Annotated in this window: 25 protein-coding genes; 6 read left to right on the forward strand and 19 right to left on the reverse strand. The window is 63.6% G+C overall.

What is annotated here, in order from left to right; all coding sequences use genetic code 11:
• Positions 1–2: 2 nt before the first annotated feature.
• The 7 genes from I6E04_RS08835 to I6E04_RS08865 form a co-directional block, all read right to left on the reverse strand.
• A complete protein-coding gene (locus I6E04_RS08835; RefSeq protein WP_235422826.1) occupies positions 3–578 on the reverse strand; it encodes a hypothetical protein in 576 nt (191 codons plus the stop codon).
• Positions 579–605: 27 nt separating this feature from the next.
• Complete coding sequence (locus I6E04_RS08840; RefSeq protein WP_235422827.1) at positions 606–1322, reverse strand: HAD family hydrolase; 717 nt, start codon at positions 1320–1322, stop codon at positions 606–608.
• Between the two features lie 92 nt (positions 1323–1414).
• Positions 1415–2407: an NAD(P)-dependent oxidoreductase gene (locus I6E04_RS08845; protein ID WP_235422828.1), complete on the reverse strand. Its 993-nt coding sequence runs from the start codon at positions 2405–2407 to the stop codon at positions 1415–1417.
• Positions 2408–2453: 46 nt separating this feature from the next.
• Complete coding sequence (locus tag I6E04_RS08850) at positions 2454–2948, reverse strand: PTS sugar transporter subunit IIB (RefSeq protein WP_235422829.1); 495 nt, start codon at positions 2946–2948, stop codon at positions 2454–2456.
• Between the two features lie 80 nt (positions 2949–3028).
• The gene (locus I6E04_RS08855) at positions 3029–3436 is read right to left on the reverse strand and encodes a PTS sugar transporter subunit IIA (RefSeq protein WP_235422830.1); all 408 of its coding nucleotides are present in this window, start codon (positions 3434–3436) and stop codon (positions 3029–3031) included.
• Between the two features lie 29 nt (positions 3437–3465).
• A complete protein-coding gene (locus tag I6E04_RS08860) occupies positions 3466–4395 on the reverse strand; it encodes a PTS system mannose/fructose/sorbose family transporter subunit IID (protein WP_235422831.1) in 930 nt (309 codons plus the stop codon).
• Between the two features lie 44 nt (positions 4396–4439).
• Positions 4440–5201 carry a PTS mannose/fructose/sorbose/N-acetylgalactosamine transporter subunit IIC gene (locus I6E04_RS08865; protein ID WP_235422832.1) on the reverse strand — a complete coding sequence of 254 codons (762 nt, stop codon included), beginning with the start codon at positions 5199–5201 and terminating at the stop codon, positions 4440–4442.
• A 562-nt stretch (positions 5202–5763) separates the two neighbouring features.
• On the opposite strand from I6E04_RS08865, the gene I6E04_RS08870 reads away from it, so the two are divergent.
• Positions 5764–6615: a MurR/RpiR family transcriptional regulator gene (locus tag I6E04_RS08870; RefSeq protein ID WP_235422833.1), complete on the forward strand. Its 852-nt coding sequence runs from the start codon at positions 5764–5766 to the stop codon at positions 6613–6615.
• Between the two features lie 68 nt (positions 6616–6683).
• Here I6E04_RS08870 and I6E04_RS08875 read toward each other — a convergent pair whose 3' ends face one another.
• The 5 genes from I6E04_RS08875 to I6E04_RS08895 all read right to left on the reverse strand — a co-directional run bounded on the left by I6E04_RS08875 (position 6684) and on the right by I6E04_RS08895 (position 12464).
• The gene (locus I6E04_RS08875) at positions 6684–7451 is read right to left on the reverse strand and encodes an amino acid ABC transporter ATP-binding protein (RefSeq protein WP_235422834.1); all 768 of its coding nucleotides are present in this window, start codon (positions 7449–7451) and stop codon (positions 6684–6686) included.
• A gap of 79 nt (positions 7452–7530) precedes the next feature.
• A complete protein-coding gene (locus I6E04_RS08880; RefSeq protein WP_235422835.1) occupies positions 7531–8184 on the reverse strand; it encodes an amino acid ABC transporter permease in 654 nt (217 codons plus the stop codon).
• 80 nt (positions 8185–8264) lie between these two features.
• Positions 8265–9119 (reverse strand): transporter substrate-binding domain-containing protein, encoded by an 855-nt coding sequence (locus tag I6E04_RS08885; RefSeq protein WP_235422836.1) that lies wholly within the window; start codon positions 9117–9119, stop codon positions 8265–8267.
• 258 nt (positions 9120–9377) lie between these two features.
• Positions 9378–11204 (reverse strand): hypothetical protein, encoded by a 1827-nt coding sequence (locus I6E04_RS08890; RefSeq protein ID WP_235422837.1) that lies wholly within the window; start codon positions 11202–11204, stop codon positions 9378–9380.
• A 216-nt stretch (positions 11205–11420) separates the two neighbouring features.
• The gene (locus tag I6E04_RS08895) at positions 11421–12464 is read right to left on the reverse strand and encodes a branched-chain amino acid aminotransferase (protein WP_235422838.1); all 1044 of its coding nucleotides are present in this window, start codon (positions 12462–12464) and stop codon (positions 11421–11423) included.
• A gap of 308 nt (positions 12465–12772) precedes the next feature.
• Between I6E04_RS08895 and cysE the strand changes: the two genes are divergently transcribed.
• On the forward strand, positions 12773–13486 hold the full coding sequence (gene cysE, locus I6E04_RS08900; protein WP_235422839.1) for a serine O-acetyltransferase: 714 nt from the start codon (positions 12773–12775) through the stop codon (positions 13484–13486).
• Positions 13487–13930: 444 nt separating this feature from the next.
• On the opposite strand, the gene I6E04_RS08905 is transcribed toward cysE, so the two are convergent.
• Positions 13931–14569, reverse strand: a complete 639-nt coding sequence (locus I6E04_RS08905; protein ID WP_235422840.1) for a DedA family protein — start codon at positions 14567–14569, stop codon at positions 13931–13933.
• A 225-nt stretch (positions 14570–14794) separates the two neighbouring features.
• Here I6E04_RS08905 and I6E04_RS08910 point away from each other — a divergent pair, with 225 nt between their 5' ends.
• Both I6E04_RS08910 and I6E04_RS08915 read left to right on the forward strand, forming a co-directional pair.
• Positions 14795–15634, forward strand: coding sequence for an alpha/beta hydrolase (locus I6E04_RS08910; protein WP_235422841.1), 840 nt, complete (start codon positions 14795–14797; stop codon positions 15632–15634).
• A gap of 104 nt (positions 15635–15738) precedes the next feature.
• Entirely contained in the window at positions 15739–16626 is an 888-nt protein-coding gene (locus I6E04_RS08915; RefSeq protein ID WP_235422842.1) for an alpha/beta hydrolase, read from the forward strand.
• 159 nt (positions 16627–16785) lie between these two features.
• Here the strand turns inward: I6E04_RS08915 and I6E04_RS08920 are convergent, their stop codons facing one another.
• The 4 genes from I6E04_RS08920 to I6E04_RS08935 all read right to left on the reverse strand — a co-directional run bounded on the left by I6E04_RS08920 (position 16786) and on the right by I6E04_RS08935 (position 21536).
• Positions 16786–18672: an ABC transporter ATP-binding protein gene (locus I6E04_RS08920; protein WP_235422843.1), complete on the reverse strand. Its 1887-nt coding sequence runs from the start codon at positions 18670–18672 to the stop codon at positions 16786–16788.
• On the reverse strand, positions 18662–20413 hold the full coding sequence (locus I6E04_RS08925; RefSeq protein ID WP_235422844.1) for an ABC transporter ATP-binding protein: 1752 nt from the start codon (positions 20411–20413) through the stop codon (positions 18662–18664). Before I6E04_RS08925 ends, I6E04_RS08920 begins: the two co-directional genes overlap by 11 nt.
• Before the next feature lie 70 nt (positions 20414–20483).
• Positions 20484–20969 carry a MarR family winged helix-turn-helix transcriptional regulator gene (locus tag I6E04_RS08930; RefSeq protein ID WP_235422845.1) on the reverse strand — a complete coding sequence of 162 codons (486 nt, stop codon included), beginning with the start codon at positions 20967–20969 and terminating at the stop codon, positions 20484–20486.
• Positions 20970–21230: 261 nt separating this feature from the next.
• Positions 21231–21536: a CDP-alcohol phosphatidyltransferase gene (locus I6E04_RS08935; RefSeq protein ID WP_235422846.1), complete on the reverse strand. Its 306-nt coding sequence runs from the start codon at positions 21534–21536 to the stop codon at positions 21231–21233.
• A 472-nt stretch (positions 21537–22008) separates the two neighbouring features.
• On the opposite strand from I6E04_RS08935, the gene I6E04_RS08940 reads away from it, so the two are divergent.
• On the forward strand, positions 22009–23040 hold the full coding sequence (locus tag I6E04_RS08940; protein WP_235422847.1) for a helix-turn-helix transcriptional regulator: 1032 nt from the start codon (positions 22009–22011) through the stop codon (positions 23038–23040).
• A 129-nt stretch (positions 23041–23169) separates the two neighbouring features.
• Here I6E04_RS08940 and I6E04_RS08945 read toward each other — a convergent pair whose 3' ends face one another.
• Complete coding sequence (locus I6E04_RS08945) at positions 23170–24222, reverse strand: YeiH family protein (RefSeq protein ID WP_235422848.1); 1053 nt, start codon at positions 24220–24222, stop codon at positions 23170–23172.
• Positions 24223–24360: 138 nt separating this feature from the next.
• Between I6E04_RS08945 and I6E04_RS08950 the strand changes: the two genes are divergently transcribed.
• On the forward strand, positions 24361–25236 hold the full coding sequence (locus tag I6E04_RS08950) for a LysR family transcriptional regulator (RefSeq protein ID WP_235422849.1): 876 nt from the start codon (positions 24361–24363) through the stop codon (positions 25234–25236).
• 440 nt (positions 25237–25676) lie between these two features.
• Here I6E04_RS08950 and I6E04_RS08955 read toward each other — a convergent pair whose 3' ends face one another.
• Positions 25677–26387 (reverse strand): L-ribulose-5-phosphate 4-epimerase, encoded by a 711-nt coding sequence (locus tag I6E04_RS08955; protein ID WP_268830404.1) that lies wholly within the window; start codon positions 26385–26387, stop codon positions 25677–25679.
• Between the last annotated feature and the right edge of the window lie 89 nt (positions 26388–26476).

Raw genomic sequence — 26476 nt, forward strand, 5'->3', positions numbered from 1 at the left:
CGCTACTTGCCCTCGTTCTTGCCAACCTGGGACAGCGGGTCCTTGAACTCGCCGAACCGGATATCGCCAAAGCGCTCCGCCACGTGATCGCGCACCCACTCGTAGGTCTCGCGCATGCGCGAGCTGCGCACCCACAGGCCGGAGAGCTGCAGCACGTAGTACACGCGGTCGGTACCGCTCGCATCCATCTGCGCCTGCATGTCGGGCGTGATCTCGTCGAACTGGTCGGCGGACTTGTAGCCCATGATCTCGAGCATGAGGTCGTTGTTGCTCGCCGCCTTGAGGTCGACACTCAACACCTGGCTCCAGGGCAGGGTGATGACGTCCTCGGGCTTAGTGAGGTCGGTCACCCCGTCGGCGGTGAACTCGAACAGCGGACGGCGGTCGGCCATCTTGCGCACGCAGAACACCGCGCCGGCGATGAAGCACGCGGCGACCACGACCGCGAGAATCGGCCACACCACGTTGCCGCCGCCCTGCGTGAAGCCGAGCGCGACGACGCACACGGCGATAATCGCATACGACAGGGCGATGGCGACGAGCCTTCGCGTGTCGTTATATACAACGAGTCGTTCCATCGGATAAACCTCGTATCGTTTCCAACGTTAGCGCAGGACTTCCATGAAGCCCACGACATCGGCCAGGCTGTCGAACGAGAGCACCGCCTCACTGCGGATCTTCTCGCGATTGCCCACGGGCTGGTCCAAAATCGGATAGCCCTCGGTGACCGAATCCATATTCGTCAGGTCGTCGAAAATGAACGCCGACGTGAAGCCGCCCGCATTGGCGGCGCAGATGCCCGCATAGCTGTCCTCGAGCACAAGGGTGTTGGCGGGATCGGCTCCGATGAGCCCCGCCGCCTTGAGGAAGATCTCGGGGTCGGGTTTGCCGTTTTCCACCTGCGTTCCGTCCACGATGTAGGGGAACGCATGGGTGAGGTACTCGGCCTCGAGATACTCGTCGATCAGCGAGCGGACCGACGAGCTGGCGAGCGCATAGGGGATGTTGCGCTCCTGCAGGTAGCTCAGCAGCTCCAGCAGGCCCTTCTTCTTGCCCACACGGCCGTTTTGCTCCATGCGCACGGCCGTTTTCTGCTTTTTGATGTACTCGCGCCAGGTGACGACATCCTTGTCCTCACCGAACGCATGCTTGAGGCCGGCGACGACCTCGCGCTCGATCTTGCCGCAAAGACTCATGTACAGGGCGGGGTTCATCTGGAAGCCGAACGCGCGCGCCGTGCGCAGATATGCGCGGTAGCACATGCGCTCGCTATCGAAGATGAGGCCATCCATATCGAACAGCACAGCCTGAAACGGACCCACGGGTGCTCCTTTGCGGTTGAATGTCCATAAGAAAGGCCCGCACCCTCCTGCGGGTGCCGAAGGAGTGCGGGCCTGGGGGTGGAGGCGAGCTGTTACGCCCGGATCTCGTTCACCGGCTCCTCGCCGGCGACGAAGCGCTCAACGTCTCCCACGCACTTCTCGCCCATGCCGCGCAGGCACTCCTCCGTGTAGGCGGAGATATGCGGGCACACGAGAACCTTGGGATGGTTGAAGTAGGGGTCGTCGGCCGCAGGCGGCTCGTCGTGCATGACGTCGATCGCCAGCGCCTTGACGGTGCCGTCCGCGAGCGCGTCGAGCATCGCCGGCTGGTCGATGAGGTCGGCGCGCGCGTTGTTGACCACGTAGACGCCCTTCTTCATCTTGGCGAAGCACTCGGCGTTGAGGATGTGGAACGACGTCGGGTTGAGGTCGGCGTTGAGGGTCAGGATGTCGCAGTTGGAAACCACGGTATCCAGATCGGTGTACTCGAAGTCGACACCCTGGGCGCGCAGCTTGTCGGCCCAGTCATCGTGATGCACCGGATCGCAGGCCAGGACTTTGAGGTCGTAGCCGCGGGCCAGGATCTCGACGACGCGGGAACCGATGTTGCCGCAGCCGATGATGCCGAGCGTCTTGCCCGACACGCCGTTGCCCACGAACTTGGCGCGCTCGGCCCAGCGGCCCTCGTTGGCGGCCACGTGGGAGTCGCTCACCTGACGCATGGCGTCGAGCAGGATGGCGACGGCGCCCTCGGCGACCGCGTCACGCTCGACGAGCGGCGAGACCGTGGTGAGGATGCAGCCGGTCGCGTTGCAGGCCTTGACGTCGACGTTGTTGTAGCCGATGCCGTGGCGCGAGAGCAGCAGCAGATCGGTCTTGTGCTCGAAGAACTCCGCATCGAAAAACGGGGTCACCGACGAGATGATGATGTTGTAGTCCTTGAGGGACTCGGCGAGCTCGGCGCCGTGGGCATCGCCCGCGACGCGCACGCGCTCGACCGTGCCGATCTTCTCAAGGCGCTCCATCTGGTCGGGGAAACGGGTCCCGAACGACGAGGAGTTCACGATAGCGATCTTGTAATCCATAGGTTGAACTACCCAATACCTTTCTGTGTGAACCGCGAGGGCTCGACTACTTGCCGCACTTGGCGAGGGCGGCGGCCAGGCCGACGTTCTCGGAAGACGGGATCTTCTGGAAGTACACGTTGACGCCCGCGTCGCCGATGGCCTTGGCGATGTCGGCGTCGTCGTCGGTCAGACCGACGGACTCGATGACCTTGGTGGAGCCGGGCTTGATGGCGATGCCGCCGACGTTGAGCTCCTTGATGGGCACGCCGCCGTCAACGGCGACCTTGGCGTAGGCCAGCGACTTGAAGATCAGGGCGACCTTGTCGTCGCCGAACTGGTCCTCGTTCCAACGGTCGACGAGACCCTGGGCGGAGTAGACCTTGATCTTGAGGCCGCCGGTGGACTGGGTGGACTCGTAGATCTCCTTCATGAACTCATCGTTGGCGGTGGCGTCGTCGATGACGTAGGCGGTGTTGGTGCCCTTGCCCTTGGTCCAGACCTGCATGACCTGGCCGTGGACGAGACGGTCGTCGATGCGCGCGAGGGTGATCTCAGACATGGTGTTACTCCTATCCCTAGAAGGTGACTAAAAAGGGGCACATATCCCCCATTAGGAGATATGTACCCCGTTGCGGCCGTTTACCCCTTGAGGTTGGCGCGATTGATGAGACGGGCGCCCATCTTGCCGGCCTCGAGCGCGGTGTTGGCGAGCTCATGGCCGTCCTCGGCGATCTCGAGCTGCTGGATCGTCTCGATCAGCATGGGCATGTTCACGCCCAGGATGACGTCGCAGTCGACCTTGGCGACGCAGGCGAGCGCCACGTTGGAGGGGCTGCCGCCCATGAGGTCGCACATGATGATGGTGTGCGCGCCCTCGGCGTCGTTCTTCTCGACGATCTCGAACGCCTTCTCGCGCAGGTCGTCGACGGACTGGCCGGGCACGAGGCCCAGGGCGTCGACGTTCTCCTGCTCGCCCATGATCATCTCGGCACTCTTCTTGAGCTCGATGCCGAACAGACCGTGGGTGATGATGAGGACCTTGTTCATGCGTATCGCTCCTTACAGCTCAAATCCGATTAGAGGATGCCGATGACCGCGAGCACGATCAGGATGACCGTGAAGCCGAGCATGGCCTGGGTGACCTTCATGCCCTTCTTCTGGAAGAAGAAGAACAGGGCCATAACGGCGATCAGGGGCAGGATGCCGGGGATGATGCCGTCCAGGGTCTCCTGGAGGACGAAGGGCTTACCGGACAGGTCGGCCTGGATCGGGGTGGACAGCTTGACGTAGCTGGCCGCCATGGCGCCCATCATGAACAGACCGAGCACGCCGAGCGCGTCGATGATGGACTTGATGCGGCCGCCCTTCATGACCTCGAGCGCGGCGCGACGGCCCATGGTGTAGCCCATGCGGGTGAACAGGTAGCCGTAGATGAAGGTCGCGGTGGCGAAGCACACGAACGGCATGACGGCACCGAGCGGGTTGCCCTCCTGGCACAGGCCCAGGAACAGCGAGATGCAGATGTACTGGACGGTACCGGAGTCGATGGAGTCGCCGACGCCCGCCAGCGGGCCCATCAGGCCGATCTTGGTGTTCTGGATCATCGTGGCGTCAAGCGCCTCCTCGCCGGCGTTGAGCGCCTTGGCGCGCTCCTCCTCGAGCGAGACGGTGATACCGGAGATGATGCCGCCGCCCCAGACAGCCTGGGTGTTGAAGAACTGCAGGTGGCGCTGAAGGGCCTCGGCCAGGAAGACCTTGTTCTTGTAGAGCTTCTTGAGCACGGGGATCAGGCCGAAGCAGAACGCGGGGGCGATCATGCGGTCGAAGGTGTGGGGCACCTCGTTGGCCCACCAGAAGCGGAACCAGGTCTTGAGGATGTCCTTGTTGGTGATCTCGTCGGGCTTGTTGGCCTCGCCGAGCATCAAACGGGGATCGGCGTGGATCATGCCGTCTTCGTCTAGATAATCGTTGATATCCTGGGAAAGCTTCTCGACAGCTTCACTCATCGTAAAATCCCTTCCTTTCTATGGATAGCAGGGGTCGGGCGCGATTAGGCGTCGGCCTTCGTGGTGAACATGTTGTAGCAGAAGGCGATGATGACGCCGAAGACGGCCCAGGTGATCATCGTGATGCTCATGCCGGCCTGGGTGGTGAGCACGACCAGGAAGTAGGCCAGGAAGAAGAACACGAGCAGCTTGCGGGAGCCGATGACGTGCATGGTGATGGCGATACCGAGGGCGGCAAGACCACCGGAGACGACGTCGAGCGCGTGCAGCACGGGGCCGTCGCTGATCATGTTCATGAAGTCGGAGATGACCGGGGCGCCCAGGTACAGGGCGATGGTGATGGTCGGGACGAACAGCGCGAAGCCGATGAGGGAGGGCACGAGGCCGATCCACAGCTGCAGGTTACGGGTGTCGGCCTTGAGGGCGCAGGCATCCATGCGGCTCACGCAGATCGTGTTCAGGAAGAAGCGGAGCTGGTAGAGGTAGCTGCCCATGAGGCCGACGGGCACGGCGATGGCGACAGCGGCCTCGGGGTCCAGGTCACCGATGCAGGCGACGGACACGGCGATGGCGGAAGCCACCGCGGGCTCGGAGGGCATAGCGCCACCGGGGGCGACGACGCCCATGTAGATCAGCTGGATGGTCGCGGTGACGATCATGGCCTGGTGCATGTCGCCGAGGATCAGACCAACCCAGAAGCCCGCCATAAGCGGCGAGAAACGCATGGTGAGGGTTGCATAACCGAGTGCGCGCGATTCGATTGCCGCGACGAACAGGGCAATCAGCAATGCTTGCAATAGTGTCATTATGCCTTTCCTTTCTCTCCTCTTTTCCGGAAGACGACGGAGTGCGTCCGCTCCATTCCTCCCCCTCGTCCCGACGCGGGCCCTCCACGCCGAGACACTCCTTGGGCATATAGCCCCTATGACGAAGATTCTATGTGTTTTTCTATTGTTCCGAAAGAAATAATTTTTCTTTTTGGTGAACGGTGTGTGAGTTATCGTCTACCGAATTTTGAGTAGTGCTCTGATGGAAATGTGGTAGGGCTGTTACTTGTCGTTCTTAGATGATTGATTCTGTTGTTCTCGCCGGTAATCTGCTATTTATGAACAGCAGCTCATATGATGTTCGTTTTCTTGCAATTCTAAATGCAGCTGGTTAGCAAGATTCCTTTTTGGCCTTTTTAGCCGTTTACGGAACAAGTTGTACCGCTCGACGGGTTGGAACGGCGTACCCGTACCAGAAAATATTTTTTTTCCTTTCCGCGGGTGCCTCTTTCTTTATATTAGAAGCAGCGACATGTCGCATCAGGCTATACCTGCGGCGATGCTCGCATGACGTTACCGCCGGACCCGAAAAGTGATCACGATGGCACGCAACACCGTTCTGCTCAAGATCAAGTCGCTCTCGCCCGCGCTCTCCGCCAAGGAGCAGCGCATCGCCGACTTCATCCTCAACGACCCGCGCTTCGCCTCGCGCATGACCATCAACGAGATGGCCTCCGAACTTGGCGTGGCCGACTCGACGGTGTTCAAGTTCACCAAGAAGCTCGGCTATCGCGGCTTCCGCGATTTCCGCACCGACCTGCTCGCCGAGGAGTTCGACCCGCAGATCTCGATCCACGAGAACGTCGCTCCCGACGACGACCCGCTCACCGTGGCGCACAAGATCATCCATTCGAGCGCAAAGTCGCTCAACGACACGCTGGCGCTGCTCAAGGCCGAGGATCTGGAGCGCGCCCTCGACTTCTTACTCGGCTGCGCGCGCATCTCGTTTTACGGCTGCGGCGAGTCGGGCGTCATCGCGATGGACGCCTACCAGAAGTTCCTGCGCTCCCCCATCCCCTGCCATGCCGTCATGGACTCGCACATGCAGCTCATGCAGGCGGCGATGCTCACGCCGGACGACTGCGCGGTGGTCATCACCCACACCGGCGCCACGCGCGAGATGTACGCCGTCGCGCAGCTCGCGCACAAGGCGGGCGCCCGCGTGATCCTCATCACGAGCTATCCCTCGCAAAGAATCTCCGAGTTCGCCGACATCACGTTCGTCTCCACCTCGGACGAGACGCGCTACCGCCCCGAATCGCTTTCGTGCCGCTATGCGCAGCTCGCGATCATCGACTCGCTGTATACGGCGATGATGTTCCGCCTGAACGACGGCGCCGAATCGCTCCACAAGATCCGCGAGGCGATCAACCTCATCAAGGACGAGAACTAAACCGTGGAAGCGCGTGGGGCGAAATCACGTCCGTCGTTTTCCCACGCGACGTTTTCCCACGCGGTCGCCTAACCGCTGTAGCGGGCCAGGAAGGCGCGGGTGCGCTCCTGCTGCGGTGCACCGAGCACCTGCTCGGGCGTGCCCTGCTCCACGATGGCGCCGCCGTCCATGAACACGACGCGGTCGGCCACGTCGCGTGCGAATGCCATTTCGTGCGTGACGATGATCATGGTGATGTCCTCGGCCGCAAGTTGGCGGATGACCTTCAGCACCTCGCCGGTAAGCTCGGGATCGAGCGCGCTGGTCGGTTCGTCGAAAAACAGAATGTCGGGATTCAAGGCGAGCGCCCGGGCGATACTCGCCCGCTGCTGCTGGCCGCCCGAAAGCTGGCAGGGCACCTTGTCCTCGTTGCCCGCCAGACCCATCTTCTCGATGAGCGAGCGCGCCTCGCGTTCGACCTCCGCCCGGTCGCGTTTTTGCACCGCGATCGGTGCGTCCATGATGTTGCGCAGCACCGTCATATGCGGAAAGAGGTTGTAGCTCTGGAACACCAGCCCGAAGCGGCTCTTTGCTTGGCGGAGCTGATCGCCCTTGACGTAGGTCACGCGCCCGTCGGACGCGGTGCTCGCGACTGTCAGGTCCCCATAGCGCAACGAGCCCGCATCGATCTGCTCGAGCGTGGTCGCGCAGCGCAGCAGGGTCGACTTACCGCCGCCCGACGGGCCGATGATCGCCACGACCTCACCCGGATAGACGTCGAGCGAGATGTCGCGCAGCACCGTGTGCTCGCCGAACGCCTTGCCCACGTGCTCCATCGAAAAGACCGGCTCTGCCATGTGCCTCTCCTTGCTTCGTATCAGGTCGAACCCGGCTCGATGCGCGCCTCGCGCCCGAAGGCGAGGATGCGCGGGCGCATCAGTCGTGGTAGTAGTCCAAGCGCTTTTCGGCCACACCGATCAGCACCTCGACCAGGAAGTTGAACACCCAGTAGAACGCCGCCGAGATCGCGAACGGCACCATGCTCACCTGCGATGCCACGAGCGCCTTAGCGGTCGAGAACATCTCGGCCACGCCTATCGCGAAGGCGAGCGAAGTGTCCTTGACCAGCGTGATGATCTCGTTGCCCATCGCCGGCAGGATGCGCTTGACCACCTGCGGCAACACGATGCGCGCAAACGTCTGCGCGCGCGAGTAGCCGAGCACCTCGGCCGCCTCGTACTGACCGCGCGGGATGGACTGGATACCGCTGCGGTAGATCTCGGCGAAGTACGCCGCGTAGTTGACGATGAACGCGACGATGCACGCCTGCCACTTGGAATCGGGCGTGAGCTCGATGCCGAAAACGTAGTACGGCGCGAAGTAGATCGCGAACATCTGCAGCATGAGCGGAGTGCCGCGCATGATGGATATATAGACGCGCGCAAGCGCCCGCAGCGGGACGAAACGGCTCATGCGCGCAAGCGCCACCGGCACCGCAAGCGGGATGGAGCCCACGAGCGTGAGCACGAAGATCTGCACCGTGGTGCTGAACCCCTCGAGCAGCATGCCCGTCATCGTCGTGATATCCATACGCATCCCTTCAGCGAAACAGTGGGAAAATAGGGACAGTCCCTATTTTCCCACCGGGTAGTCCGTATGTGCGAGGTGCGTTACTCGAGCACCCAGTTCTCGTAGGACAGGCCGTACTCGGCGTACTTGTCGCACAGCTCGGCGATGGTGCCGTCCTCGTCCATCTCGCGCAGGGTCTCGGTGACCTGCTCGGCGAGCGCCTCGCTACCCTGCTTGAAGCCCACGGCGTAGTGCTCCTCGGACAGCATCTCGGGCAGCTGCACGTAGGCGTCGGGCTTGGCGGACATCTGGTACTCGGCGATCGACAGGTCGCAGGCCACCGCGTCGACCGCGCCGGACTCGAGCTGCATGAAGGCCGTGTTGTACTCACCGATCTGGTCGAGCGAGGCGAACGTGGCGGCGAGGCTCGCCTGGTCGCCCTCGAGCACGTCGAGCGCCGCGGAATCGACCTGCGTGATCACCGTCTTGCCGGCAAGATCGTCGAAGCTCTCGATACCGCTATCGGCCTTGACCACGATGACCTGGCCGTTGAGCATGTAGGGCTCGGAGAAGGTGTAGTCGTCCTCGCGGCCCTCCATGGTGAAGCCGTTCCAGATGCAGGTGATGGCGCCCGAGTCGAGCAGCGTGTCCTTGGCGTCCCAGTCGATGGGCTCGTACTGGACCTCCCAACCGTTGCGCTCGGCGACCTCGGCGGCCAGGTCGAGATCGAAGCCGGTGAACTCGCCGTCGTCGCCGACGAAGCCGTACGGCGGATAGGACTGGTCGAAGCCCACAATGAGCGTCGTGATGTCGGCGGAGGTGTCCTCCGCCGCCGTATCTGCCGAGCCGGTGTCGGTATCGTTTGCCTGCGGGGACCCGCCGCACGCGGCGAGCGCGAACGCGAGCGCAAGCGTCGCGATGGCCGTGACCAGCATGAACAGCCTGTTGTTTTTCATGATGAAACCTTCCCATATGCACGCCGGACATCGACCGCAGCCCCTCCGGCACTCCATTGCAACGGCAACCACTTTACTATGGTGGAGTGTTTCACGCAAGAACTATCTTTTTGCGTCAGCGTCCATGCAGCGGACCCCGTGATGGCTACCGAGATGGCCGCCGCGATCCGTGCCCGCGTCAACGGCAAACCCCGCCGTTCGCCGATGCGAAAGGCGGGGTTTTGCAGCACATGGGCAATCGAGGCGCATTCGCACATCCTACCCGCGGAAACCGTCCTCGAACGGATCGCGCGAACGACGGGCCCTGCCACCCGCGACGATCGCCCCACCGCCGATGGCGGACAGGCCGGCCGAGGCGATCAGGCCGATGGTCGCGGCATCCGCGGTGGCGGGCAGTGTCTCAGGCTCCGCGGTGGCGCGAGCCTTTTCGGAGGTCTTCTTCGCTGCGGTGCCCGCATCGGCGTCGCGCTGGGTCGACTCGCCGTCGGCGTCGTCTTTCACCTGCTCCGACGTGTCGTCAGTCCTGTCTTCGGAGGACGCGCCGTTCTTATCCTCGGAGGACGCGCCGGTCTTGTCGTCGTCTTCGCTCGCGGCATCCTTATCAGAAACGGATCCATCGTCCTTCGAAGAATCATCCGTCGCGGTATCGTTGGACGATCCGCCGGCGGCGATGTTGTTCGCGGGCGGGCGCGGCGTGGGCTTCACGCTCGTGGCACCATCGTCGGTCGGACCCTCGGACTCATCGGACTGCCCGTCGTCGTCCGAGGACTGATCGCCGTCGGCCTCGCCCTCGTCGTCAGACTCGGTGGAGCCATCGCCCTTGTCGCCGGAATCGGGATCCTTCTCCTCGTCGTCGGTGACGGAATCCCCCTCGACCTCCTCGCCGGGCACGGGATCCTTGTCGCCCTCGTCGCCGGGCGCGGGTTCCTTGTCACCCTCGTCACTAGACTCGGGGTCCTTGTCGCCCTCGTCGCCGGACTCGGGGTCCTTCTCCCCCTCTTCCTCGCTCGGCGTAGAGGGCTCGCTGCCGGTCTCCCCCTCTTCCTCGTCGGAACCCGGCGTCTCGCCGCCCTCACCAGGCTGCGGGTTATCCGCATCCTGCTCATCCTCGGAAATGTATTCCAGGCAGGTCGCACGTTCGCGCTCGTAGCGGCTTGCGTAGCTGTCCGCGTAGGTGTAGTCATAGGTGTAGACACCCTCGACCACGGCGTCGCACAGCGCGTTCACGAACTCGCGATCGGTCATGTCGTCGGAAAGCTCGGCGTCGTCGAAGAACTTCTGGCACCCGCCCGAACCGAACAGGTTGCACAGGCCCCACGCCAGGCCCTTGACGCAATCGGCGCGCTCGGAGATGTCCACGCCCTTCTTGCGCAGGATGCGCTCGACCGGCAGGTAGTACTCCTGATAGGCGAAGTTGTCCTGCAGCGCTGAGAACTCGCTCGGGTTGGCGGCGTACGCCGCATGCCAGGCATCCTGAGCGAGCTGGCCGATCTTGGTCAGACGCTTGGTGCTCGAGTCGTAGATATCGCCCGACACGAACTCGTCGCCGCGCTCGATGACCGGCTCGAACATCGCGTACGTATCGGGATCGTACGCGTAGCAAGCCTCCATGAAATCGAGCAACGAGTAACGCCGATCGAACTGATAGAAGCCCATGGCATTGTAGCCGTCATAGTAGCTGAAGCCCTGATCGTAGTTGCTGCCGCTTTCGTTTTCGGCGAAGTACCTCATCTCGCTCGACAGCGACGTGGGCGTGATACTCATGGCACGGCTCGCCATGAGCGAGTTGACCGACAGCATCATGATGGAAGGCATAGCCTCGGACTCCGTCTCGACGGCAGGATCGACCTCGTAGTCCAAGGCGCGGTCGTAGCCGCCCGGCTCGGGCAGCGCTTCGCCGGTGCTCTCGTCGGTCGCCGCGTCGTCGCCGGCGTCCGAGGTCGAGCCGTCGGACGCACCGTCGGCGGCCTGCGCGCCCTCGGTTTCGGATTCGGTATTCGCGTAGATGGTAGACGGTGTGGTCGCCGAACCGAACGCCAAGGTCAAGGCGAGGCCGGCAGCGATAGCCTGATGCTGGGGCTTCATGGTTCCTCCCTGGTTCTGCGTCTCCTGCTGGAGAAAGCTGCGTATAAGGTGTGGTTGCGACAGAGCGCGTAAGAGGTGAGGCCATTATGCCCATTTTCCGCTGGTCGCACAACGTGGGTCAATCGGCACTCACATGCGCGGCACAAAACGGCGGCCCGCCGACGCACATGCGCCGACGGGCCGCCGGGGCCACTCGAATGTATTGGAAACCCGCCGTTAGCAGACCTCGACGACCCAGCCCTCGGGACCGGCGATCTCGCCGGCCTGGATGGCGGTCAGGGTCTCGCGCAGCTTGGCCATGACGGGACCGACCTGCTCCATGCCGCTTTCGAACACGATCTCCTCGTCGCCGTTGACGACCTTGCCGACCGGGCTGATGACCGCCGCGGTGCCGCACATGCCGCACTCGACGAACGCGCCGCTCGCGACCTCCTCGAACTTGACCGGACGCTCCACCACGGTCATGTCGAGCATATCGGTTGCCACCTGCACGAGGCTGCGACGGGTGATCGACGGGAGGATGGAGTCGGTCGCGGACTGCGGCACCACGAGCGTGCCCTCGCGGTCCACGAACAGGAAGTTAGCGCCGCCGGACTCCTCCACGAAGGTGTGGGTCTGCGGGTCGAGGAACATGTTATCCGCAAAACCCTCGGCATGCGCCTGGACGCTCGGGTACAGGCTCATGGCGTAGTTGAGGCCCGCCTTGATGGCGCCGGTGCCATGGGGCGCGGCGCGGTCGTACTCGGGGACCTTGACGGCCACGGGCTTGACGCCGCCGGAGTAGTACGGACCGACCGGGGTCACGAGGATGCGGAACTGGTACTCGTCGGCCGGGGCGACGCCGATGACCTCGCCGGTCGCGACCATGAACGGACGGATGTAGAGCGTGGCACCCGAGCCGAACGGCGGCACCCAAGCCTCGTTGGCCTTGACGACCATCTTGACCGCCTCGAGGAACTTATCCTCGGGGAACGGCGGCATCACGATGCGGCGCGCGGAGTCGGCCATACGCGCGGCGTTGAGGTCGGGACGGAAGCACACGATTCGGCCGTCCTCGGTGGTATAGGCCTTGAGGCCCTCGAAGACCTCCTGGCAATAGTGGAAGATGCCCGCGCATTCGGAGAGCGTGAGGGTGTGATCGGTGGTGAGGCCGCCTTCCTCCCATGCGCCATCCTTGTAGTTGCACACATAGCTATAGTCCGTGGGACGATAGGCGAAGCCGAGGTTGCCCCAATCGATATCCTTCTTTTCCACCGCCATGATGATCTCCTTCGTCGGTCCGTGCTGCCGGCGTCCACGGCTGCGGGCGCGCGGCGTATTGCATGATTCTACTCCCCTCGGGTGGAGTGCCGTCCAGATTTTTACATTTGGATACACGAAGCGCGGTACCCTGCGCAAAGCGCAGCGACCCGGGGCGGGGCAGGCGGGCGGCAGCACCCTGACCAGCGCGCCCCATCTCTCCCGCCGCGCGAGCCCGGCGTTACATGCCGGCAACGAAGGACATGCACGTGCGTTAAACCCTAGTGATTCGCTATACTTAATGCATTCGCCGACAGAGGGAGCGTCCGATGGGTTTCGCCACGACCATCAAAGAGGATATCGCCGCCGTCAAGGGCAACGACCCCGCCGCGCAAAACGGCCTGGTCATCTTCCTGTCCTACCCCGGCCTGCACGCCAAGTGGATGCACACGCCCGAGCATTGGCTGTGGAACCACGGCGCGCGCAGCCTCGCGCGCATCATCTCGCAGATCACGCGCTTCTTCACCGGCGTGGAGATCCATCCCGCCGCGCAGCTGGGCCGCCGTCTGTTCATCGACCACGCCATGGGTGTGGTGATCGGCGAGACGACCATCGTCGGCGACGACTGCACGCTCTACCAGGGCGTCACCCTCGGCGGCACCGGTAACGAGGTTGGCAAGCGCCACCCCACGCTCGGCAACAACGTCACCGTAGGCAGCGGCGCCAAGGTGCTCGGCAACATCACGATCGGCGACAACGTGCGCATCGGGGGCAACTCCGTCGTGGTCAAGGACGTGCCGTCCGACTCCACGGTGGTCGGCGTGCCCGGGCGCGTGGTGCGCCGCAACGGCTGCCGCGTCATGGCGGAGAGCTTTGACGCCAAGCTGCACCGCGAGAGCATGCCCGACCCCGTTGAAGAGGCGTCGCGCATGAACCGCGAGGGCATCGTGGACAACGCGCGGCGCATCCGCGAGCTCGAGCGGCAGGTCGACGAGCTGAGCGCGCTCGTGCGCGAGCTGACGGGCACCCCGTCGGAGCGATAGGCTGCCATAGCAGACACATTTAAAAGGACATAACGGACTTTTGGCTCTTTTGGCCTCCGTTCGGCTCTTCTTTCGCAGGATGGAAAACGTTCGTCCGGTGAGCGTGTGCCAAAAAAGCCCACTTTCTAGTTTTCGCTTTTTGCAAATAGACGCTTTACGGCCAGAACGGACTGATAGTCACCCCTGAATACGGACATTTCGGCCAGGTTTACCACAGATGACGATCTTCGAACCCCACTGGACGTCCAACCGTACCATTGACAGGTGTTCTACACGCCAAAACGGACAAGCTGCACGAACTCAAAACTAGTAAGTGCCCGATTTTGTAACTCGCAGCGAGAACGAATGATTATCGAAGCCCATCGAACCAGCGGGCAATCGCCAAAATCACCGGCCAAGTGTTCTACACAGCCGTGCGCGGCGCCGTACGATCGGCGAGAAGCGCTACTCCTGGCCTTTGCCCTCGCGGATCGCCGGCAGGATGCGCTTGACGACCCAAAACACCACGACGATGACCGCAGTCACGATCAGCACGATCTTGACGATGTCCGAAAAGCCCTCGACCTGCGCCGTCACGCTCTCCCACGCGCCGCCGGCGGCATACCCCAGGCTGCACAGGACGGTGTTCCACACCGCCGAACCGACAAGCGTGTACAGGCTGAAACGCACGACATTCATCTTGGCGGTGCCGGCGGGAATCGAGATGAGGCTGCGCACGACCGGGATGCAGCGGCACAGCAGCACCGTAATCTGGCCGCGGCGGTCGAACCAACCGATAGCCTTGGAGACATCGTCGGACCTAAATCCGAGCAGGCGCATGGGCCGCGTGTCGAAGAAGCTCTCGAGGCGGTCCTGCGACAGAAGGCGGCCGATGCCGTAGAGCACGAAGGCGCCGACAACCGAGCCCACGGTCGCGGACACGATCACCAGCGGCAGCTCCATATTGGTCTGGATGACGAGAAAGCCCGAGAGCGGCAGGATGAGCTCGCTGGGAATGGGCGGGAACACGTTCTCGAAAAAGATGAGGCCGAACACGGCGAGGTAGCCGAACTGGCTGATAAACGAAAAGAATGCGTCTTCCATGAGCGCCTTTCTGTGTCATTTTCGATGCCGGACCATGATACCCGCATGTCCGCAACCCAGTCCCCTTCACACCGGAAACCCACAGCTACCGGCTATCGAACGCAGGGGAAGCCCGGCAGGAACCGCAACGACGCGACCACGAATCGCCCTCCCAGCGCGACGCCCGCCCTTCGCCGCGCATCGGTATACTGGCAGGGTACGAGTTCGCAACCCGAAGGAGCCCCCATGGCCAGCATCAGTGTCGACTACTATTCCTCCTCGCTCATGCGCACGACGACGCTCGACGTCATCCTGCCCCTCGACAACCCCGACGACGCCTGGGCGGTCGACGCCAACCTACGCCGCGACCCCCACAACTGGGACGCCGCACCCTACCCACGGCAGAAGGCGCCCATGAGGACCCTCATCCTGCTGCACGGCATCAACGGCAACCACACGGACATCATCTCGGAAACCCGCATCGCCAAATGGGCCGCCGAGCGCAACATCGCCGTCGTGATGCCGTCGGGCTACAACGCTTTTTACGTCGACAACCCCGAGACGCATAACTACTTCGGCCGCTTCGTGGGCCTGGAGCTCCCCCATGTCGTGCGCAGGATGTTCCCGCTGTCCGAGCGACGCGAGGACATGTTCATCGGCGGCATCTCCATGGGCGCGTATGGCGCGCTGCGCAACGGCTTCAAGTACGCCGAGAACTTCGGCGCGATCATCGCCCTGTCCAGCGCCATGATCATCGACAACTTCGATGCGCTTATCCGCGACGAGCCGTTCTTCCTGTCGCGCCCCTTCCTCGAGTCCATCTTCGGCGATCTCGACCATGTGATCGATTCCGATAAGGACCCCGCACGCCTGGCTGCCGATGTGGTGTATTGCGACCGCCCGCGGCCGCGCGTATTCATGGCGTGGGGAAGCTCCGACCCGCTCGCGCAGCCCAACCGCGTGCTCGCGGCACGCCTGCGCGGCACCGGTATCGAGGTCGAGCAGCGCGAGTTCGCCGGCGGTCACGACTGGGACTTTTGGAATGAGGCGCTCCCGCAGGCGCTCGATTGGCTTCCGACGCGTTAATCACGCCGACAAGCGCACACGACGAGCGCGCAGCACGTATCATGGAGGGGTATAACCCCCTACGACCGAAACACGAACGCGGCTTCTCGAGGGAGAGATTCGCTATGGCATTGCTCAAGGTCGACTTTTACTCCAATTATCTCCAGCGCAACGTCATACTGACCGCTGTCGTCCCCGTCGACAAGATGGACGGCGCCAAGCGCGCCAAGCGCCGCCAGGGCCCGTACCGCACCATGTACCTGCTGCACGGCCTGTTCGGGCGCGACTACGACTGGATCGACAAGACCCACGTGGTCGAGACTGCCGAGGCGCGCGACGTCGCGGTCATCATGCCGTCGGGCGAAGACGGGCTGTACCTCGATAAGCCCGAGATCAACGAATGGCACGGCAAGTTCATCAGCGAGGAACTCGTGGACGTGACGCGCCACCTGTTCCCGCTGTCGCGCAAACGCGAGGACACCTGTCTGGCGGGTATCTCGATCGGCGCCTACACCGCGCTCATCAACGGCCTTCTGCGTCCCGACCGTTTCGGTAGCATCGTCGCGCTGTCCGGCGCGTTCATGCGCGACCGCGTGCTGGAGGCGGTCGAGTCGCACAGCCCGCGCAAGCGCCGCTCCTACGAGCGCTGGTTCGGCGACCTGGACACGGTCATCGGCAGCGAGAAGGATTACGTCGCGCTCATCGACCGCTTCAAGCAAGATCCCGACCTGCCCAAACCCAAGTTCTACGGCGCATGCGGCGAGCACGACAACCTGTGCGAGAACAACCGCGAGGTCGTGCGTCTGCTCGAGGACGCCGGCTTCGACGTGACCTACTGGGAGCCCGAGATCGGCTCCCACGAGTGGCCGTTCTGGAACGCGTGGATCGACTGCGCGCTCGACTGGTACGCGCCCGGCGAGATGAAGCCGAGCTCGGCGGAGGTCGACTACTCGGGGCTCACCACCCTGCGCCCGCCCAACGAGGGCAAGTTCGAGCTCAAGGGCGAAGAGTAACGCGAACCGACAAGATGGTGCCAGGTACAAACTTGTCGCCCAGGGCAATCTGTAACGCAAGCGCGCGGCCCCAAAGCGGGACCGCGCGCTTTTTTTGACGGATTGGGGCCGACAAGTTTGTACCTGGCACCATCTTGTCGGGCGCTCGGGCTGCATCCTCTACATGAACTGGGAGTTATACAGCGTCGCGTAGGCGCCTCCCTCGGCAAGCAGCTCCTCGTGCGTGCCCTGCTCGATGATCGTACCCGCGCTCATGACCAGAATGAGGTCGGCATCCACGATGGTCGACAGGCGATGCGCGATCACGAAGCTCGTGCGCCCTGCCATGAGATTCTCCATCGCATGCACGATGGCGTGCTCGGTGCGCGTGTCCACGCTCGAGGTCGCCTCGTCCAGGATGAGGATCTTGGGATCGGTCAGGATCACGCGCGCGATCGTGAGCAGCTGCCGCTGGCCCTGGCTGATGTTCTCGGCGTCGTTTTCGACCCGCGTATCGTAGCCGTCGGGCATCGTGCGCACGAAGAAGTCAACGTGCGCCATCTTGGCGGCGCGCACGATCTCCTCGCGCGTGGCGTCGGGTTTGCCGTACGCGATGTTCTCGGCGATCGTCCCCTCGAACAGCCAGGCATCCTGCAGCACCATACCGAAGTTCTGCCGCAGCTCGCCGCGGCTCATGGCGTGCGTGTCCACCCCGTCGAGCGCGATGCGGCCGCCGTCGATCTCGTAGAAGCGCATGAGCAGGTTGATGAGAGTCGTCTTGCCCGCACCCGTCGCGCCGACGATGGCGATCTTCTTGCCCGGCTCGGCCGTGAACGACACGTCGCGCATGAGCGGGCGCTCGGGATCGTAGCCAAAGCGGACATGCTCGAACGCCACGCGGCCGCAGACCGGCTGCTCCACGTGCGCCGCAAGCTCCGGCGCCGGATCGGGCTCGATCTCGGGCTCGTCGAGCACGTCGAACACGCGCTCCACGCTCGCCAGCGCGCTCTGCAGCGTGTTGATGGTCATGGACATCTGCGTGAGCGGCTCGGACGCCTGCATGATGTACTGGAAGAACGCCTGGAACGTGCCGACGGTCAGGCGGCCGGCGATGAGCATGCTGCAGCCGATGACCGCGATGACCACCTGGCACAGGCGACCCACGAAACGGATCGCGGGTGCCGCGGCATTGGTCAGAAAGTCCGCGCGCCGGCTCGCGTCGGCCAGCTCCTGGGACAGCCGGTGGATATCGGCCGAACTCGCGCCCTCGCGGTTGAACGCGCGGATGATCACGCGGCCGCTGTAGGCCTCCTCGACCGCACCGGTGAGGTGGCCGACCCACGACTGACGCTCGGCGGCAAGCGCGAGCGTGCGCTTGGCGGCGATCTTGGTGAGCAGGATCGCGAGCGCCGAGAACACGAGGAAGATACAGGCCAGAAGCGGGCTGTACACGAACATCATCACGATGGCGCCGCACACGCTGCCGATGGACATGAGCAGGCGGAGCAGGCCGGTCTGCAGCACTTCCGACATCTTGTCGAGGTCGTTGGTCGCGCGGCTCACCACCTCGCCGGGCTTGTGCGAGTCGAAAAACGCGAGCGGCAGGCGGTTGAGCTTGCGCGCGATGCGGTTGCGCAGCATGAGGTTCAACCGCTCGGCAAAGCTCGCCATGGTGAAGGTCTGCGCGGAGTAAAACGCGAATGCGATCGTCCAGATACCCAGATAGATGGCGATATCGCGGCCGCCATGCTCCCAGGAGACCGCGAAGTCGCGACCCTGCGCGAAGGCCGCCTGGATCTCGGTCCACAGCAGGTCGATGACGTGCGCGCTGTACGCGGGCGCCGCGACGCTGAAGCCAGTGTAGAACACGATGGAGACGATGACGACGGCAAAGCGCCAATGCTGACCGCGCGACTCCGCCCACAGGCGGCGCACGGTGCCCCAGGTGTCGCGCGGAACCTCGGGGGCGTCCTCGTCGGATGCCGCGACGGTGGTGGCGAGCTGCTCGTCGAGCGGGGCGCTACCCTGCTCGCGCTCGTCTTGCTTGAGCTCGTCCTTACGCGCCATGGCGCTCACCTCCCTTCATCTGCGATTCCGCGATGGCGCGGTACACCTCGCAGCTCTCCATGAGCTCCTCGTGCGTGCCCTTGCCGGCAACCGTGCCGTCCTTGAGCACGATGATCTGGTCGGCGTGCAGAATCGTCGAGATGCGCTGCGCGATGATGAGCACCGCCGCGTGGCGCGTCTCGGGCTTGAGCGCGCGGCGCAAGGCCGCGTCGGTCTTGAAGTCGAGCGCCGAGAAGCTATCGTCGAAGATGTACAGATCGGCGCGCTTCATGAGGGCGCGCGCGATGGACAGGCGCTGGCGCTGGCCGCCCGAGAAGTTCGTGCCACCTTGGGCCACGCGCGCCTCGAGGCGTCCGGGTTGCTCGTAGACGAACTCGGCCTGCGCGACCTCGATCGCATGACGCATCTGGGCGTCGGAGGCCTCCTCGTTGCCAAAGCGCAGGTTGCTCGCCACGGTGCCGCTGAACAGCCATGCCTTCTGCGGCACGTAGGCGATGCGCTCGTGCAGCTCGCTTTGGGCCATGTCGCGGATATCGCGCCCGCAAAAGCTCACCGAGCCCTCCGTCACGTCGTGGAAGCGCAGCAGCAGCTTGGCTACGGTCGACTTGCCCGACCCCGTCGAGCCGATGATCGCGGTCGTCTGCCCGCGACGGCACGCGAAGTCGAGGTCGTGCAGGGTGTCCTCGTCCGCGTCGGAAAAACGGAACGTCGCGTGGTCGAACGCCGCCACGATGTCGGACTCCGTAGCGTCGCCATCATCCGCCGCCGTATCCGTGGCAGTCGCGCCGTCCTGGATCTCGGGCATCAGGTCGATGACCTCGCCGGCACGGTTCAGGCAGGCGATGGCACGCGGCAGCGTGAGCGCGACCATCTGCGCGGCCATGATGTAGAACAGGATGAGCATCGCGTACTCGAGCACCGCCGAGATGCTCGCGATCTCCATAGCGTGCACGCCGACGCGGTCGCCGCCCAGCCATAGCACGGCGACCTCGGTGATATTCATGAGGAAGAAGCTCGCCGCGTCAACACCGGCGAACATCATGTTCACCTTGATGGCCGACGACGCGTAGTCCGAGAACACCTCGTCCAGACGGCGCTCCTCGTGGCGCTCCTTGGTGAAGGCGCGGATGACGCGCACGCCGATGATGCTCTCGCGCAGCACGATGTTCATGCGGTCGATGAGCTTTTGCAGGCGCATGAAGATCGGCGCGGCGTTGGCGATGGTCACCGCCGCGATCACGAGCACGACCGCCGTGACCACCGCGAGCAACAGGCCCATCTGCCAGTCGATCATGCACGCCATGGTGATGCCGACCACGCACAGAAACGGCAGCGGCAGCACCATCTGGATCGTCGCGATGATGGACTGCTGGATCACGTTGATGTCGTTTAAGGTGCGCGTGATCATCGAGCCGGTGCCGAACCGCTCGAAGTCGCTGCTCGAAAACGCCAGCGAGCTGTCGTAGATGGCGTTGCGGATGTCGCGTCCGACGTTGGAGGACAGGCGTGCCGCCAGATACGCGCCGGTAAGCGCGCCGCCGCTCGCGAGCATCGAGGCGCCGAGCATGAGCAGGCCGCCGCTCACGATGTGGTCCAGATCTCCGCTGGCGATACCCGTGTTGACCATGTTGGCGAGCATCGTCGGCACGAGCAGCGTGCCGGTGTTGTCGAGCAGCAGCACCACGAGTGTGATCGCCACGAGCTTCTTATAGGGCTTCAAGAATCGCATGAGCAGCTTCATGCGGCGGTTCCTTTCCGTTCGTATCGTTCCCGTCCGTCGCGCGCCTTCGTACGCGGCGCGCCCGCCGCGCTCACGCGTCCGTCGTGAACTCGGTGCGCTCGAACTCCTCGGCAAGCGCCTGGGTGTACTCGCGCGCGAGAGCGAGCAGGGCGATCCGGTCCTGCGCCGGCAGCGCACAAAACGCCCGGCGCTCCGCCTGCTGGGCCGGCGCGATGTAGCGCGCGGCGAACGCCTGGCCCTCGCCGGTGAAGGACGCCACCTTGTTCTTGCGGCTCCCCTCCTCGAACGTCAGCTCGATGAGGCCCTTGGCCTCGAGCGACTTGATTGCCGAGTTGATGGTCTGCTTGCTGAACGCCCACGAATCGGTCAGGCTGCGCAGCGCCATCGCACCGCCAGCGCGCTCGATGTCGTACATCATCCAATACGCGCAGGTCGAAAGGCCGCATCGACGCGCGAACCCGTAGTAGATCCGGTCCGCTTCCTTGTACAGGTAGTCGAGTTCCCGCGGATCCGTGGGCACCGCATCACCCGGCCTCGTTATCGTTTCGTCTTCCATGCTACAACCCCTCGCATGCCGTCATTCCGTCCGATTTCGGATTTCCTCGAGGCATTGTAGTCCGATACCGGATTATCGTCAACGAGGTACGGTGCGATCTCGCTGGCAGCGGTGACGCACGTCTCGCACAGTGTGCGCAAACCGTCTTGCGCGCCGACGCCTGCCCTGCCGGCGCCCTGCCGGCACACGAAAAACGCCCGCCGATGCGAACGGAAGCATCGACGGGCGCCGGGGGAAGACCCTGGTCGGTTTGGGAAACCCTTACTTTTCCCAGCCCTCTTGGATCGACTCGTAGAACGTGGCGGAGTCGCACAGATCGTGCAGGCTCTTGCCATCGCGCCACGGGATCTCCGCCATCTCGGAGAGCGTGGTGACCAGCTCGGAGCAGTCGGTGAAACGCCCCTTGTCGTTCAGCTTCGAGCAGTCCTGAACGCGCCAATAGCCGTCGGTGTGCGTGATGTAGTACTGGTCGTCATCGACATCCATAAACACGCGGGTCTTGGAACGCAGGTAGTTGAGGAGCTCCTCGAAGCTCAAGGATATCGTCTCGTCAGCTTTCAGTCCCATAATGGTCTCCTAGCTGTCGGGCGCCTCGCGGCGCGGTGGCCTTACTCGTATTCAGTAAACCCGCAAGCGCGCGGTTCTATACGATGAAATTGGTGGGCGGCACATTACATAGGAGCAGCGGCCGTTCTGCACGTTTGGTACACATGCGTCCGAGATGCGACGGGCGGGACCACCCCACCTCGGCGACAGGATGGTGCCAGGTTCAATCTTGTCGCGGCGGCAGCGGAAACCACCGCCGCGCCCCGCGCATACCCCATTTCCCCGCCTCTTTCGGAACACGTGCACCGGTGAGGTGTACCAGACGGGCAATTCCCCGTACAAGACCGTCTACCTGCGCCTTGCACCCGACAGGCGCCTTCCGGTTGCGACGAAATCGTCCCGATTGCAGCCCTGTGGTTGGTAGAATGGGAGCCGATGCGCCCGCATACTGAAGGTGCCGGCGAACGACCCGCTCCCGACGGAAAGGCACACCATGAGCTTCCGCGACAACCTTCAGCATCTGCGCGCCACGCGTAACATGACCCAAGAGCAGCTCGCCATGCTGCTCGGCGTCTCCCGCCAGTCAGCAACAAAATGGGAAGCGCAGAAAAGCTACCCGGAGATGGACAAGCTCCTCAAGATGTGCGCGATCTTCGACTGCACCCTCGATGATCTCGTGCAGGGCGATCTTACCGAGCGCGAACCCGACATCCCCGCCGCAACCGTTCCCGCGGGGCCGCCGACGGATATCTGCGGCTACGACGAGCACCAGCGCATGATGGCCTGGAAGGTGCCCACGGGCATCTCGGCGATCCTGCTCGCAATCGCAATCGCGCTGTTCTTCGACGGCATGCCCGAGTTCGCGTCGACCTCCTGGCACGACGGCGCCTTTGTCCTTATCATCTTGCTGGGTGTCCTGGCAGGGCTGGCGTTTCTCATCCCCGCGGGCATGGAGCACGCCGCGTTCCAGAAGGCGCACCCTTACGTCGAGGATTTCTACACCGACGACGACAAGGCGCAGGCGCGCAAGGCATTTTCCGGCGGACTCATCGCCGGCATCGCGCTCATATTCGTCGGCATCGGATGCTGTCTCATGCTCGAGCAGGCCGTCGAGCATATCGGCCTGTTCTTCCTGCTGTTCTTCATAGCTCTCGGTGCGTGGAACATCGTGCACTACGGCATGCTGCTCGGCCGCACGGACGTCGCCGAGTACAACAAGAGCACGGCTGAGGAGCTCGAGGTCGAGGACATCATGAGCGCGCAGGTCGACGACGCACGTCGCGAGGCGATGCTCGCGCACAAGCGAAAGGACGAGAAGCTGGGTGCCGTCTGCGCGACCATCATGATGGTGGCGACGATAATCGGCCTGGGGCTCCTGTTTGGCCCGGCACTTACCGCGCCCGAACCCGACGCCTTCGAGCCCGCGGGCACCACGGCCATGTGGTTTTGGGTCGCGTGGCCGGTGGGCGGCATGATCTGCGGCATCGTCGCAGTGTTGTGGGAAGCCTTCGGCAAGCGGGAGTAGCGCCCCCGCCGCATGTCCCGATTGCGACAAGATGGGGCCGGGTTCAATCTTGCCATGGCGACAAGATTGAACCCGGCCCCATCCTGTCGGAACCCGGCCCATCTTGTCGGTTCCGCGCGCAAGCGCCGACTACCAGATGCCGAGCGCGTGCTGCATGCCGAGACTGACGCAGGCGATCGCGATCCAGCAGGCGAGGCCCATAAGGATCGGCTTTCCGCCGGTGCGCACGAGCTTGACGATGTTGGTGTTGAAGCCAATCGCCGCCATCGCCATGATGATGAAGAACTTGGAGAGCTCCTTGATGGGAGCGGTGACGTCCGTCGGCAGCGCGAACACGGTGGTGATCACACTCGCGAGCACGAAGAAGACGATGAAGAACGGGAAGATCTTCTTGAGGTCGAAGGTGCCGGCTGCCTGACCGCCCCCCTCGCCCGCCGCTGCGGCACGCTTTGCCTGGCGCACCTGCCAAAACGCCAGCGCAAGCGTGATGGGGATGATGGCGAGCGTGCGCGTGAGCTTGACGATGGTGGCTGCATCCAGCGTATTCGCGCCCGGATGCATGCCGTCCCATGCGGCCGCTGCAGCCGTCACCGACGACGTGTCGTTTACCGCCGTGCCGGCAAAGAGGCCGAAACCCTCGTTGGTCAGGCCGAGCATGCCGCCGAGCGTGGGGAACACGAGCGCCGCGATGACGTTGAACAGGAAGATCACGCTGATAGCCTGAGCGATCTCCTCGTCGTCGGCGTCGATCACCGGCGCTGTCGCCGCGATGGCCGAACCGCCGCAGATGGACGAGCCCACACCGATGAGCGTCGAGATCTTGCTCGGGATCTTGAGCGCACGGCACAGGACGAAGGCCACGATGAGCGACGTGGCGATAGTTGACACGATGATGGGCAGCGACGTGGCGCCGACCTGCGCGATCTGCGCCAGGTTCAGGCCGAAGCCGAGCAGGATCACCGCGTACTGCAGGATCTTCTTCGATGTGAACTTGACGCCCTTCTGCAGCGGTGCGCCGGCAGCCTCGGGCACCACGAGCGCGAGCACCATGCCGATGAGAATGGCGAACACCGGGCCGCCGATCACCTCGAACTGTTTGCCGAGCAGCCATGCCGGTACCGCGATGACCAGCGCGAACAACACGCCGCGCCACATACCCTTGAAATCCTTCAGGAGCTCCATGCGCACACCTTTCATTCGTATCGATTTCGTCGATACCATGCTATGACCTGTGCCTATAATGAATACTGTCCTTTTACTTATCTTCTTATAAGAGTTCGTGATGACTACAGGAGGACGCGACACGCGAGGGGAGGCGCGATGCTGGATTACCGGGCCCGCACATTTCTTGAGGTGTATCGCCTGCGCAGCTACACACACGCCGCGACCGCGCTCCATATCACGCAGCCGGCGGTCTCGCAGCACATCCGGCAGCTCGAGCAGCACTACGGCTGCGTCCTGTTCGCCAAAGCCGGCCGCGGCATCGAGCCCACAGAAGCCGGCGAGCTGCTCTATCGCGCGCTCGACGTGATGGAAAACGACGATGCGCGCCTGCGAACCGAACTCGACGCGCTCGCCGCCGCCGATACCGCGCGCCCGCCGCTGCGCTTCGGCTGCACGCGCACCGTAGCCGACTACGTCGCCCCGCGCCTGCTCGCCGGACATCTCGCTCGCCATCCCGAGGAGCGCATCCTCATGCGCACGGGCAATACGACCGAGCTCGTCGCCCTCATCGACCAAGGCGACATCGATTTCGCACTGGTCGAGGGATCGTTTGACCGGAAGGCGTTCGATAGCGCTGTCTTCTCCCGTGAGCCCTACATCGCCGTCGCGGGCGAGGCGCTCGCGCCGACGCGGCTCGAGGACCTGCTTGACCAGCGCCTCATCCTGCGCGAGCCGGGCTCAGGCACGCGCGAGATCCTGGAGCGCTACCTTGCCGTGCGCAACCTTTCGGTCGACGACTTCGCCGGCGTCATCGAGGTGGCGAGCATCCCCGCCATCAAGGCCTGCGTGCGGGCCGGCGCGGGCATCTCATTTCTGTACCGCGTCGCCGTCGAAGAGGAGCTTGCCCGCGGCGAGCTCTTCGACATCACACCTGACGACGTATCCATCGAGCACGATTTCGCCCTCATCTGGCAACGTGGCAGCCGCTATGCCGAGAGCTACCGTGCCCTGTTGCGTGTCTGGAAGGCTTAGCGCCGCGCCATCGCGCGCATCCTCTGCCGCGAACTCAACATCCCGTGACCGTTTGGGGGCAGGTCCCAAAAAACGTTCACCAGGAGTCCGGACGCGTCCGGACTCCGCATGCTATGCGACAGGATGGGGCCGGGCTCAATCTTGCATCCGCACCTGGCAGTAACGCGCACGAAGTGTGTGCTTCAAATCGGATCTCCCAAGTAGGTCCGCTCGTCTAATGTGCAAAACCGCAGGTATAGAAATTTCTATCGCTGCGGTATACAAAGCGGTTCCGAATCTAAGCACTCACTTCGCGAAAAAGGGGTCAGTGCGACAGGATGGGGCCGGGTTCAATCTTGTCGCGACAAGATTGAACCCGGCCCCATCTTGTCGGCCGCGCGTCAAAAATGAACCCCGCGCAGAGGCGGGGTTCCAGCATGCAGATGATGCGAGCGCACGCGCTAGTGCGCACCGCCCTGGCCGTAGTAGGCGTTGGGACCATGCTTGCGCATATAGTGCTTGTCCTGCAGATACTGCGGAGCAGGACCGACGCCGGCCTGCAGCATCTCGGTGCGGGCCGCCATCTTGCAGACCTCGTCGAGCACCACGGCATGGTAAACGGCCTGCGCGGCATCCTTGCCCCAGCTGAAGGGGCCATGGTTGCGCACGAGCACCGCCGGCACGGCGACCGGATCGATATCACGCTCGGTGAAGCCCTCGACGATGACCTTGCCGGTGTTGAGCTCGTAGGCCTCCTCGATCTCGGCCTCGGTCAGGCCGCGCATGCACGGAATCGGGCCGTAGAAGTAGTCGGCGTGCGTCGTGCCGTAGGCGGGCACGTCGCGGCCGGCCTGCGCCCAGGACACCGCCCAAGCGGAGTGCGTGTGCACCACGCCGCCGACCTTGTCGCCCCACTCGCGATAGATGTACGCATGCGTCGCGGTATCGGAGGACGGATTGAGGTCGCCCTCGACCACCTTGCCGTCCAGGTCGCACACGACCATGGACTCAGGCGACAGGTCCTCGTAATCCACGCCGGAGGGCTTGATCACGAACAGGCCGCTCTCGCGGTCGAGCTCAGAGGCATTGCCCCAGGTGAATACGACCAATCCGTGCTTGGGAAGGTCCATGTTGGCCTCGTAGACCTTCTCGCGCAATTCTTTGAGCATCATGAGCTAGATCCCTTCTCGCGATCGTTGGCGATACGGAGCCCCGCGTTGGAGCCCCACTACCAAAGATACCCCACGGCACGCCACAAGGG

The sequence above is a fragment of the Collinsella tanakaei genome (assembly GCF_021531055.1).
GTDB lineage: Bacteria > Actinomycetota > Coriobacteriia > Coriobacteriales > Coriobacteriaceae > Collinsella > Collinsella tanakaei_B.